Annotated in this window: 11 protein-coding genes and 2 tRNA genes; 3 read left to right on the top strand and 10 right to left on the bottom strand. The window is 61.5% G+C overall.

The annotated features are described in order from the left end of the window. Positions 1-151: 151 nt before the first annotated feature. Positions 152-514: a PilZ domain-containing protein gene (locus V7Z56_RS07720; protein ID WP_334128801.1), complete on the top strand. Its 363-nt coding sequence runs from the start codon at positions 152-154 to the stop codon at positions 512-514. A gap of 33 nt (positions 515-547) precedes the next feature. Here the strand turns inward: V7Z56_RS07720 and V7Z56_RS07715 are convergent, their stop codons facing one another. Beyond that, positions 548-805, bottom strand: a complete 258-nt coding sequence (locus V7Z56_RS07715) for a hypothetical protein (RefSeq protein WP_334128800.1) — start codon at positions 803-805, stop codon at positions 548-550. Between the two features lie 179 nt (positions 806-984). On the opposite strand from V7Z56_RS07715, the gene V7Z56_RS07710 reads away from it, so the two are divergent. Beyond that, the gene (locus tag V7Z56_RS07710; protein ID WP_334128799.1) at positions 985-2,259 is read left to right on the top strand and encodes a pentapeptide repeat-containing protein; all 1,275 of its coding nucleotides are present in this window, start codon (positions 985-987) and stop codon (positions 2,257-2,259) included. A gap of 42 nt (positions 2,260-2,301) precedes the next feature. Here V7Z56_RS07710 and V7Z56_RS07705 read toward each other — a convergent pair whose 3' ends face one another. From V7Z56_RS07705 to V7Z56_RS07670, 8 genes are all read right to left on the bottom strand, one after another. Continuing rightward, positions 2,302-2,604 (bottom strand): hypothetical protein, encoded by a 303-nt coding sequence (locus tag V7Z56_RS07705; protein ID WP_334128798.1) that lies wholly within the window; start codon positions 2,602-2,604, stop codon positions 2,302-2,304. A 105-nt stretch (positions 2,605-2,709) separates the two neighbouring features. Then, positions 2,710-2,784 (bottom strand) — tRNA-Glu (locus V7Z56_RS07700). Between the two features lie 29 nt (positions 2,785-2,813). Beyond that, positions 2,814-2,888, bottom strand: a tRNA-Glu gene (locus tag V7Z56_RS07695). A gap of 146 nt (positions 2,889-3,034) precedes the next feature. Beyond that, positions 3,035-4,822: a single-stranded-DNA-specific exonuclease RecJ gene (gene recJ, locus V7Z56_RS07690; RefSeq protein WP_334128797.1), complete on the bottom strand. Its 1,788-nt coding sequence runs from the start codon at positions 4,820-4,822 to the stop codon at positions 3,035-3,037. Positions 4,823-4,834: 12 nt separating this feature from the next. Further along, positions 4,835-5,794, bottom strand: a complete 960-nt coding sequence (gene glpX, locus V7Z56_RS07685) for a class II fructose-bisphosphatase (protein ID WP_334128796.1) — start codon at positions 5,792-5,794, stop codon at positions 4,835-4,837. Between the two features lie 39 nt (positions 5,795-5,833). Next, a complete protein-coding gene (locus V7Z56_RS07680) occupies positions 5,834-7,126 on the bottom strand; it encodes a homoserine dehydrogenase (protein ID WP_443023769.1) in 1,293 nt (430 codons plus the stop codon). Positions 7,127-7,128: 2 nt separating this feature from the next. Beyond that, complete coding sequence (locus V7Z56_RS07675) at positions 7,129-8,337, bottom strand: LL-diaminopimelate aminotransferase (protein ID WP_334128795.1); 1,209 nt, start codon at positions 8,335-8,337, stop codon at positions 7,129-7,131. Between the two features lie 98 nt (positions 8,338-8,435). Then, positions 8,436-9,485 (bottom strand): OmpA family protein, encoded by a 1,050-nt coding sequence (locus tag V7Z56_RS07670; protein WP_334128793.1) that lies wholly within the window; start codon positions 9,483-9,485, stop codon positions 8,436-8,438. Positions 9,486-9,703: 218 nt separating this feature from the next. Here V7Z56_RS07670 and V7Z56_RS07665 point away from each other — a divergent pair, with 218 nt between their 5' ends. After that, positions 9,704-11,527 carry a PHA/PHB synthase family protein gene (locus V7Z56_RS07665; RefSeq protein ID WP_334128792.1) on the top strand — a complete coding sequence of 608 codons (1,824 nt, stop codon included), beginning with the start codon at positions 9,704-9,706 and terminating at the stop codon, positions 11,525-11,527. A 78-nt stretch (positions 11,528-11,605) separates the two neighbouring features. Here the strand turns inward: V7Z56_RS07665 and V7Z56_RS07660 are convergent, their stop codons facing one another. Further along, positions 11,606-12,133 carry a gamma carbonic anhydrase family protein gene (locus tag V7Z56_RS07660; RefSeq protein ID WP_334128790.1) on the bottom strand — a complete coding sequence of 176 codons (528 nt, stop codon included), beginning with the start codon at positions 12,131-12,133 and terminating at the stop codon, positions 11,606-11,608. Between the last annotated feature and the right edge of the window lie 26 nt (positions 12,134-12,159).

Here is a 12,159-nt window from a genome sequence, read left to right as displayed (position 1 = left end):
AGGCGTGAACGAAATATTAACGAAAGAAGCCGCGCCGGCGGCGGGCGTCAAGCACAAGAAAATATTAACCAAATTGCGCAACAGTCAGCCCTATCCCCTGCCCTGCGTCTCGCGCGGGCAGCCAACAAGGCGCACGGGCACCGGAGGCCGAATGACTGAGTCAAATATCGATAACCGCCGCGCGCATCGGCGCGTCATGATCGCCCGGCAGGGCCGCGTCCATCATTCTGCGGGCGCGGCGCGGGCCTGCATTATGAATATTTCCGCCGGCGGCGCCGGGCTGCAGATGGACATGCGCCTGCCGGATGGATCCGATATCACCCTTGAGGTTGGCGATATCGGCCTCATCCCGGCGCGCGTCATCCGCCAGCTTGAAGACGGTATCGCCGTCAAATTCACCTTCTCGGCGGAAAAGGAACAGGCGCTGATCGCGCGCATCGCCGCCCTCGTTGCGCGCAAGCGGCGCGAGCAGTTTCGGCTCGTGGCACGCGCGAAATCGCCCGAATCATCCTGACGCCGGATACAAAGACTCACCTTCGCCGGGAGATTACCCGCCCTGCCGCCCCGCATGCAGAAGCTGCTTCGCGTCGCGATGGAACATCTCGGCGAGTTCATACTCCTCTTTCAGCTCGATCACCGATTTGGCGGCATCCTCGGGCTTGAGGCCGCTATCGCTCGCATAGGCCGCGAGCGGCGTTGCGCCGGCGAGTGCGGCAAGCTGAAAGCCTTTGCGCATATAGGCATCGCGGCGATCACGCACCCAAATTTCCAAAGCATCCACCTGTTCCTGCGTGATCCGAAACATTTTCTCCAGTCCTTTAATGAATGAATGTCGGCAACCAGTTATTAACCTTGTCCCGTTATAACGGGAACGGATGCCTTCGACGCTGTGCGAAGTATGAAATATAAAGATTAATCTAGTCTTACAAAGGGCCGTCACGGGGCGCTTCGCGGACATAAGGGAACAGGTAAAGTAGACGTTAAATGACAACAATGACGCCGCAGGAAATCCTCGAGATTCTCGCACAGCATCGAAAGTGGCTGATCAATCCCAAAGAGGGCGCGCGCGCCGATTTTCACCAGGCCGATTTCACCGGCGCAAATTTCGCCGACGCCAAGCTGCAGAAATCACGGCTGACCGGGTGCAAGCTTTCGCGCAGTATCTTTCGCCGCGCCAATCTCATCTCCGCCGACCTCTATGCCGCCGATCTGACGCGCGCTGACCTTCGCGACAGCCTGCTCATCCGCGCCGATCTTCGCGGCGCCGAGCTCAAAGGCGCCAAGCTGAACGGCGCCAACCTTCAGGAAGCGGATTTCCGCGGCGGCTCGCTTATCCTCTCGGGCGGCGAAACCGTGACCTTTTCGGCGAGCAATCTTTCCGGCGCGGAGATGGAGCGGGTGGTCGCCGAGAAAGCCAATCTGAACGGCGCCAACCTCGCGGGCGCAGCGCTTGGCAACGCCAACTTCGCCTATTCACAGCTCCGCGGCGCGAATCTCTCGAATGCGGAGCTTACCAACGCCGGCTTCATCGGCGCGGATATGGTCGGCTGCGATTTCACCAACGCCGATCTGACCGGCGCCGATCTCAGCAATGCCGATCTCGAAGGCGCCAAGGTCGACGGGTGCAATTTCGACAACGCCCGCCTTGACGGCGCCAACCTCGCCAATATCGATTTTTCGAAATCAAAGGCCGTCGCGCCGCATCTGTTGAAAAAGGACGACACGACGCCCCTGCCGCCCAACCTGCAGACGCTGCTGAAGAAGCATTTCCTCTGGGTGGAGACCAATGGCCTCAAAGGCGAGCGGGCCGATCTTTCGGGCATGGATCTTTCGGGCATGGATCTCTCGGGCTGCGCGCTTTCCGGCGCGACGCTGCGCGGCGCCAATCTCACCGGGACGATCCTCAAAGGCGCACAGACCGTGATGACCGACCTGTCGCAGTGCATTCTTGAGAATGTAAACCTTGAGAGTGCCGTTATGGAGGGCGTCAATCTCTCGCGCGCCAATCTGACGGGCGCCAATCTGAAAGGCGCGGTGCTGACGGCTGTCGATCTCAAGGGCGAGCGCGGCGAATCGCTCGGCAAGAAATGGCCGGCAAACCTTTCAGCCGCCAATTTCACCAATGCCGACCTCGAAGGCGCTGATATGAGCGAGGCGAACCTGATCGATGCCAACTTCACCGGCGCGAAGCTGAAAGGCGCGCGCTTCGACGGTACGGACCTCGAAGACGCCAAGTTCGATACGGCGCCGGCGTCCTAAGGCGTGACAATGGGCGCGGCGCCCTTGCCGCCGTCCCCTCACCTAGCGGATCTTGCGATCTCCCGCGCCGCTTTCCTGCTCATACACATGCACGAAATAGCCGGCCATGGGATTGCGGTTCAGATACTCGATCAGATAGTCGCGCGCCGCCGTGCTCGCATTGCGGATGAAATACTGCCACAGCGGCTCCATCGGGCGGGTAATCGTGTCGTGGTGCGGCATACTCACCGATCCGCCCCACTCGATATCGAAGCCGGAGAGATAATTCTCGGCGTAATGGCGGAACACGGCCGCTTCGTCGATATTGACGCCGGCCTTGCTTTCAAAACAAAGTCGTAAATTCATCTTTGCAGCCTCCGCGCGCATCGTAGCAGCAGCACCGGATGATATCCAGAGGGAAAGCGGGACGCAGAATGTGGCGAAAGAGACGGTGGCCGGTCGGGGTCACGATGGCATCCCCTAGGAGAATCGAACTCCTCTTTCCAGAATGAGAATCTGGCGTCCTAACCGATAGACGAAGGGGACGCATCGGGAACTGTGACCGGGCATCAGGATGGTATCCCCTAGGAGAATCGAACTCCTCTTTCCAGAATGAAAATCTGGCGTCCTAACCGATAGACGAAGGGGACACATATCCTGTTGCTCGCCCGAGGATGTAGCCATTTTAGGCGCGGATATCAAGTAAAAAATTTGTTATTTTTTCATTTTGTATGAAGGATTTACAGTGGAACGTCGGGAAATCGGCATCTCCGCCGCCTTTTGCCCGAAAAGACGCTTACGCGAGCCGGCAGGCATCCTCGATCAGAAGCTGCGCCGTCACATTTCCCCGCCAGCTGTTGCGGCGAAGATGGCCCGCGATATGAAAGCTCGCGCCATTATGGCCAAGCAGCGCCTGGCCGAGCGGGGTCTCAAGTGAGCGAAAGCTGATGGCCGTCAGCCGGCCCCTGCCGCCGCTGCCGGTGAGGACGCAGCGGACATGATTCTCGCCAACGATTCCCGCCTGCACCAGCCGCACATTGGGAAGCGCGAATCTGGGTTCCGGGTTGCCCGCCCCGAACGGGCCCGCCTGATCCATCAGCTCGATCAGCTCCGCCGTCGCGCCCTCGACCGAGAGCGCGCCGTCAAGACCAAGGCTCGCGGTTCTCGCGGCGTCGCTCACGTCTTTGGCAAGCCGCTCGTTCAAAAAGACGCGGAGCGCGTCAATATTCGCGCGCCCGACCGTGAGCCCGGCCGCCATCAGATGACCGCCGCCGGCGACAATGATCTCCTTATGCCGCGCCGCACCGACGGCCGCGCCCATATCGACGCCCGGAACCGACCGGCCGGAACCCTTGCCGGTATCACCATCGAGCGCGATGACCACGGCGGGGCGCTGATAGAGATCTTTGAGGCGGCTCGCGACAATCCCGATGACGCCGGGATGCCACCCCTCGCCCGCGACAACGATCACCCTGTCATCGCGAAGGCTGCTCCCCTCGACAAGCGCCGCCGCCTCTTCCTGCACCGCCGCCTCGATCTCCTTGCGCTCCTGATTGTAGCGATCAAGCTCGGTTGCGAGCAGGCGGCATTGCTCCGGGTTATCGAGCGAGAGGAGATCCGGGCCATATTCCGGCCGGCCGACCCGCCCGCCCGCATTGACGCGCGGGCCGAGGAGAAATCCGACATGATAGGTGCCGGGCGCCTCGTCAAGCCCCGCCACATCGGCGAGCGCCGCGAGCCCCGCGTTGCCGCGCCGGGCCATGACTTTGAGACCTTGCGCGACAAAGGCGCGGTTGAGGCCGATCAGCGGCACCACGTCGCAGACGGTGCCGAGCGCCACAAGATCGAGCCAGAGACGCGGATCCGGCTCCGGCCGCTCCGCGTTGAACCAGCCCGCTTCGCGAAGCGCGCGGTTGAGCGCAACGACCAGCAGGAAGGTGACGCCGACCGCGGCGAGATAGGTATATTGCTGGCTTTCGTCATGGCGCTTCGGATTGACGACGGCGATCGCTTCGGGCAGGCGCGTCTCCGCCTGATGATGGTCCACCACGATGACATCGAGGCCGATCGCTTTCGCATGGGCGAGCGCATCGAAGGAGACGATGCCGCAATCGACGGTGATGACGAGGTCCGCGCCGCGCTGTTTGAGGGTCTCCATCGCCGCGGCGTTGGGACCATAGCCCTCCTTCAGCCGGTCGGGGATATAGATCTCGACATCGATGCCGATGGCGTTGAAAAACCGCCTGAGCAGGCCTGAAGAGGTTGCCCCGTCGACGTCATAATCGCCGAAGACGGCAATTTTCTCGCCCTCCCGAATGGCCGCGACAATGCGCCGGGCGGCGGTATCCATATCCTTGAAGGTCGACGGATCGGGCAGCAGATGACGGAGCTGCGGGCTCAGATACTGCTCCGCCTGCTCCAGCCCGACGCCGCGCCCGGCCATGACCCGCCCGACGATCTCCGGCACGCCAAGGCGCTGGGAAATGGCGAGACCGAGCCGCTCGTTCCCGGCACGAAGCCGCCAGCGCCTGCCGCCAAGCGACTGCTCGACATCGAGAAAGGGCGGCGTCGCCGTCGCATCCATGAAAAGCCTCCGTCAGCGGACCCGGTGCACACCCCGGATATAGCGAACGGTGCCGCTGTGCGAACGCATGACGATGCTTTCGGTGTAGATCTTGTCGCCGATCTGGCGCACGCCCTTCAGCATCGAGCCGTTGGTGACGCCGGTCGCGGCGAAAATCACCTCGCCCGCCGCAAGCTCTTCGAGCTTGTAGACGCGGTGCAGATCTGTAATGCCCCATTTCGCCGCGCGGGCCTTTTCATCGTCATTGCGGAAGACGAGACGGCCCTGCATCTGCCCGCCGATGCAGCGAAGCGCCGCGGCGGCAAGCACGCCTTCCGGCGCGCCGCCCGTGCCGACATACATGTCGATCCCGGTATCCGGGTCCGCCGTTGCCATCACGCCGGCGACGTCGCCGTCCGAGATAAGCTGGATGCGGGCGCCGGTTTTCCGGATATCGGCGATGATCTCGGCATGGCGCGGACGGTCAAGGACGCAGGCCATCGTCTGGTTGACGGGAACCCCCTTCGCCTCGGCAATGGCGCGCAGATTCTCGCCGGCCGACCTGTCGATATCGATGATCCCTTCCGGATACCCGCCGCCGACGGCGATTTTTTCCATATAGGTGTCTGGCGCGTTCAGGAAGTTGCCCTTCTGGGCGAAAGCGATGACGGCGAGCGCATTCGGACCGCCTTTTGCGGTCAGCGTCGTGCCCTCCAGCGGATCGAGCGCGATGTCAATTTCCGGGCCTTTCCCGGTGCCGACCTTCTCGCCGATATAGAGCATCGGTGCTTCGTCCCGCTCGCCCTCGCCGATCACGATCGTGCCATTGATATTGAGTTTGTTGAGCGCGGTGCGCATGGCGTCAACAGCGGCCTGATCGGCGGCCTTCTCGTCGCCAAGGCCGACCAGGTTGCAGGCCGCGCGGGCCGCCGCTTCCGTGACACGGACGATTTCCAGGGTCAGGTTCCTGTCAAGTTTTGAGGATGTGGTCATAATCTTCTCTTCCAAAACATTAATAACGGGCACAGGTCATTACAGGGAAGCAATGCGGATCATCCGCGGTTTTGCCATACTATGCGTGAATTGTGCTATTTTTCCAAGCGCGCGAACCAGCGCCTCCTCCTTCGCCTCGTGAGTGACGAGGATGACCGAAACCGCCTCGCCCGACGCCCGGCCGCGCTGCAGCAGGCTCTCGATCGAGATATTCTCATCGCGGAACACGGCGGAGACATCGGCGATCACGCCGGGTTTGTCCTCGACTGTCAGGCGGACGTAATAGCAGCCGCGATGATCGGCGATGGGGGATGTCGGGATCGGGTTCATTTTCGCGACCGGAACGCCGAAGGTCGGCGTATGTCGGCCAAGCGCAATGTCGATGATGTCGGCAACGACCGCGGAGGCGGTCGGCCCCTCGCCTGCGCCGCGCCCGACGTAGGTGGTTTCATTCACGAAATCGCCGTCGACAACGACCGCGTTAAAGACGCCGTTGACATTGGCGATGGTGCTGTCGCGGCGCACCATGCAGGGATGCACGCGCTGCTCGATCCCGCGCGCCGTCCGCCGCGCAACGCCGAGCAGGCGGATGCGATAGCCAAGCTCGCGCGCCGAGGTGATATCGGCGGCGCTCACATCGCGAATGCCTTCGATATAGACATTGCTGAAATCGACCGGCGTGCCGAATGCGACGCTCGCGAGGATGGCGAGCTTATGCGCCGCATCCACCCCGTCGATATCGAAACTCGGATCGGCCTCGGCATAGCCGAGCTTCTGCGCATCGCGAAGGATCGCGGCAAATTCGCCGCCCGTTTCCTCCATCTCGGTGAGGATATAGTTGCAGGTGCCGTTGAGGATGCCGTAGACGCGCGAGATGGCGTTGCCCGCGAGCCCCTCGCGGAGCGCCTTGATGATCGGGATGCCGCCCGCCACCGCTGCTTCATAGGCGAGCGGGGTGCCCCTCTCCTCGGCGATGCGCGCAAGTTCGTTGCCATATTCCGCGAGCAGCGCCTTGTTGGCGGTAACCACCGGCTTGCCGCTTTTAAGCGACGCCTCACAGAGCTCGCGCGCAATGCCGTCGCTGCCGCCGATCAGTTCAAGGACGATATCAACATCGGGATCCGTCGCCAGATCGCGCGCGTCCTCATACCATTTGATCCCGTCAAGCGACACGCCGCGATCTTTCGTGCGGTCGCGGCTGGAGACGGCGGTTACCGAAAGATGCGCGCCCGAGCGGGCCTGCAGGAGGTCGCCATGCGCCTTGATAATCTTGAGCACACCGATCCCGACCGTCCCTAGGCCGGCAATTCCAATCCTCACATTCGATGACACGATCAGGATGCCTCTCTACTCGCCAGATGCTGGGGTGCATTGGCCATAAACTTTTTGATATTCCGCGCGGCCTGACGGATCCGCTGTTCATTCTCCACCATCGCGATGCGCACGAAGCTGTCGCCATGTTCGCCAAAGCCAAGGCCCGGCGCGACAGCTACCTTCGCTTCCTGCAGCAGCAGCTTGGAAAACTCGAGGCTGCCAAGATGGCGGAACGGCTCCGGTATCGGCGCCCAGGCGAACATTGTCGCCGACGGCGCGGGGATTACCCAGCCGGCCGCCGCGAAGGAGGAGATCATCACGTCGCGGCGCTGCTTGTATAGCTTGCGGAACCCCTCAACGCAATCCTGCGGCCCGTTGAGCGCCGCCGTCGCTGCAACCTGGATGGGCGTGAAGGCGCCATAGTCGAGATAGGATTTGATCCGCGTCAGCGCGCCGATCAGCTTCTTGTTGCCGGTCGCAAAGCCGATGCGCCAGCCCGGCATCGAATAGGTCTTGGAGAGCGAGGTGAATTCAACGGCGATATCGCGCGCGCCCTCGACCTGCAGGATCGACGGCGGCGGCACGTCGTCGAAATAAATCTCCGCATAGGCGAGATCGGAGAGGACATACATCCCGTGCTCCTTCGCGAAGCGGACGACTTCCTTGTAGAACTCGAGATCCACCGTCATCGCCGTCGGATTGGACGGGAAGTTGAGGATCAGGCAGGTCGGCGACGGGATGCAGTGGCGCACCGCCCGCTCGAGCGCGGCAAAGAAATCGATGCCAGGGCCAACCTCGAAATGCCGGATGACGGCGCCCGCGATGATGAAGCCGTAAGGGTGGATCGGATAGCTCGGGTTCGGCGAGAGAATGACATCGCCCGGCGCGGTGATCGCCATCGCGAGGTTGGCGAGCCCCTCTTTCGAGCCGAGCGTCGCAATGGTTTCCGTCTCGGGATCGATATCGACCCCGAAGCGGCGCTTGTAATAGGCCGCGTTGGCGCGGCGCAACCCCGGGATGCCCCGGCTTGTCGAATAGCGATGCGTGCGGCCGTCGCGCACCGTCTCGACCAGCTTGTCGACGATATGCTGCGGCGTCGGGCAATCCGGATTGCCCATGCCGAGATCGATGATATCCTCGCCCGCCGCTCGCGCCGCCGCTTTCATCCGGTTGACCTGTTCGAAAACATAGGGCGGCAAGCGTTTAATGCGGTGGAAGTCAGGTTCCATCAATCTCGTTCCTGTTTAAATGATATCGGGGACGGTCCGGGCCTCACGCCGCAACAGGCCCCCGATTCTGCTGTTACGGCTGTGTATACGAAATTCGTTTAATTGAGAATAAAGATTTCAACGCGACGGTTCATCGCCTCCGCACGCGGCATCGGCTCGGCGCTCACGGGTTCGCTGTCGCTGACGGATTCAACAACCAGCCTCTCCGCATTGATCCCGGCCTTCAGGAAATATTCGGCGACCGCGGCGGCGCGCTGCTGCGAAATACTGAAATTCACCATCATATGCTCGGTCTCGGGTAGATCCCGTGTGCGACTCGAGGCATGGCCGACGATGCGGATCGTGCTCGCCTCATCCCGCTGACTCCGCGTGATGCGATCGATCTTCGCCCGGTCCTCCGCGCTGAGACGGGCGGATCCTTGCGCAAAATAAAGCGTCTCGACCGGCGTCCTGCCGTTCGCGGCGGCATAATTCGGGGCAAGCCGCGGCGCATCGGCGGCAGGTGCCGCCGCGTCTGATCCGGCGCCGTCCGCGCGCACGCCATCCGGCAGACGCGTTGCGCCGGAGGCGGCGAGCTGCTGTTCATAGACGCTTGCAACCGTTGTCCGCTCCACCCCGTCGCTGCTGATGACGGTCGTCTGCTCTGATGTCTCACTTGCGGGCGGTGTCAGGCGCTGCTGCGCAACCGGCTCCTGCGGCGCAGCGGCAACTGCGGGCTCCGTCCGCTCCTCGACCTCGGCCTCAACGCGCTCCTCGGTGGTGGTCGTGACGCCCGTGGCCGTCTCCTCCACCGTCGTCGTCACCGTCTCGGTTACCGTCTCCGTGACAGCTTCCGGCTGCGGTGAAGGCGGCGGCGCCAGCGGCGGCTGCACCGAGGTATCGGCGCGCAGCGCTTCATCGGTATAGCGGGCGTTGCTGCGATCGGCGCGCAGCCCCTCGCCGATCTTATTTGCCTCGGCCAGCGTCGCGATTGTTTCAGGCTTCTCCGGCACCGTCGAAACGCTCGGGTACTCGGCTGCCTCCTGCTCCTCGCTATTGTCGGTTGAGCACGCCGCGCCCGCCAGCAGTAGAGCGCAGAGGCCAAGGCCCAGCAGCCGCCTGGCGACGGCCTGCAAATGGTTCCCGGAATGGAGAGCTGTCCTGATCATCACTTACGTCCACCCCGCCTCCTCACTGTGACACGGCAGCGGTCCATTGAGGTTGACAGGTTTTTAATATAATCTGGTAAAAAACGCAGCTATCATTAAACATATAGGGCAGGATTTCGCAACGTTTTCTAACGATTTCAGGCCCGGCTTGCGAAAAAAGAAGTGCCATCCTTCATAAGTTGTCGCCGCTCGAACACTAACAGCGAGGAGAAGCAGACGTGCCGAACAGGGAACCATTGCAAAGCAGTCAGGAAGCGCTGGAAACGTCTCGGGAATTTGCCGAGAATTTTGCCAAGATCGCCGCCCAGAGCCAGGAGCTTGTCACCGCGTTTCTGCAAAGCCAGAAGCCGACGCATATCGATCCCGACCCCGCCATCGTCGCCCGCACCTTTATGGAGCTGATGAACAGGATGATGGCCGATCCGGCCCGGATCGTCGAGGCGCAGGCGGCGCTTTGGAAGAGTTACATGGACCTCTGGCAGAATGCAGCGCGGCGCGCGAGCGGCGAAGATGTCGCCCCCCTCGCCGTTCCCGATGCAACCGATAAGCGATTTAAATCGGAGGAATGGAGCCAGAACCAGATCTTCGACTATATCAAGCAGTCCTACCTTCTGACCGCGGACTGGATCCAGAACACCATCGCCGATGTCGACGGGCTCGACGCCCCGACGCGCAAAAAGGTCGATTTCTACACCCGGCTCTATATCGACGCGATGTCGCCAAGCAATTTCTTCTGGTCGAACCCCGACGTTCTCAAGAAAACCATGGAGACCAAGGGGAAAAACCTCGTGCAGGGCCTCGACAATATGCTCGAGGATCTCAAGCGGACCCACGGCACGCTGAGCCCCAAGATGACCGATGAGAATGCCTTCGAGATCGGCCGCAATATCGCCGTGACGCCCGGCAAGGTGATCTATCAGAACGACCTGATGCAGCTTTTGCAATATGAGCCGACGACGGAGGAGGTCTACAAGCGCCCGCTGCTGATCACCCCGCCCTGGATCAACAAATACTATATTCTCGATCTGAAGCCCGAAAACTCCTTCATCAAATGGTGCGTCGATCAGGGGTACACCGTCTTTGTCATCTCCTGGGTCAACCCCGATGAGCGGCATGTCGACAAGACCTTCGAGAGCTATATGTCGGAGGGCATCCTCGCCGCGCTCGATGCGATCGAGCAGTCGACCGGCGAGCGGGAGGTAACGGCGATCGGCTATTGCATCGGCGGCACGCTGATGGCGGCGACGCTCGCCTATCTCGCGGCGGTCGGCGAGGAGCGGATCAAGGCGGCGACCTTCTTCGCGGCGCAGCTCGATTTCGAGGACGCCGGCGATCTGATGGTCTTCACCGATGAAGAACATATCCAGCTTGTCGAAAGCAAGATGAAGGCCGGTTACCTTGAGGGCAAGGAGATGGCCAATACCTTCAACCTGCTGCGCTCCAACGATCTGATCTGGTCGTTTGTCGTGAATAACTACCTGCTCGGCAAGACGCCCTTCCCGTTCGACCTGCTCTACTGGAATTCGGACGCGACCAACATGCCGCACAAGATGCACAGCTTCTATCTTCGCAACATGTATCAGAAGAACCTGCTGCGCCAGCCGGGCGCGCTGACACTCGGCGGACAGCCGATCGATCTCTCGAAGATCAAAACGCCGGTCTTCATTCAGGCGAGTAAGGAAGATCACATCGCGCCCTTCCGCTCGGTGTTCAAGAATATCAAGCTGTTCGGTGGCCCGGCGGAACTGATGCTGGCGGGCTCCGGCCATATCGCCGGGGTCATCAACCATCCGGAAGCGATGAAATACCAGTACTGGACCAACACGAAGAAGAAAGACTACGCAAGTGCCGAGGAATGGTTTGAGGGCGCCGCCGAGCATCCGGGCTCCTGGTGGCCCTACTGGGATAAATGGCTGGCCAAGAAATCGGGGCCGAAAGTGCCCGCGCGCGATCCCGCCAAGGGCAAGCTGAAGCCGATCGAGGATGCGCCGGGGAGCTATGTCAAGGTAAAGGCGAAGCATTATGCGGAGCTTGACGAGTAACAATGCCCGCGGACAAACGCTGACACAAGAAAGGCCCGCCGGATGGACGGGCCTTTTTTTCTGATGTAGCGACGGAGGTCAGAGACCGAGCTGCTCGCGGTACTGGCGGCCCTTTTCAACATAGTGATCTGCGCCGTGCGTGAGGTTCGCCTGCTCGGCCTCGCTCAGCTTGCGAAGGAACTTCGCCGGGGACCCGCCCCACAGCTCGCCGCGCGGGACGCGTTTGTTCGGCGTGACCAGCGATCCGGCCGCGACCATCGCGCCGCTTTCGACCACGACGCCGTCAAGCAGCGTCGAGCTCATCCCGATAAAGCATCCGTCCTCCAGCGTGCTGCCGTGGATCATGCAGTTGTGGCCGATCAGAACGTCATCGCCGATGGTCGTCGGGTGGGTGCCTTCCGAGACATGGATCACCGTGCCGTCCTGCACATTGCTGCGCTTGCCGATGCGAATCGAATGCACATCGCCGCGCACGACGCAATTGAACCAGATGCTCGATTGCTCGCCGATCACCGTATCGCCGATCACATAGGCCGACGGGGCGATAAAGGCGTCCGCCGCAATAGCCGGGGTCTTGCCGTTCAGGGAGATGATGTTCTTCGTCATAGGTTTTCCGCTTTCTGTTCTTGTTT

It is taken from the genome of Sneathiella sp. (assembly GCF_036844445.1).
In the GTDB taxonomy this organism is placed as follows: domain Bacteria; phylum Pseudomonadota; class Alphaproteobacteria; order Sneathiellales; family Sneathiellaceae; genus Sneathiella.
This window is presented reverse-complemented; position numbering and strand designations above follow the sequence as displayed.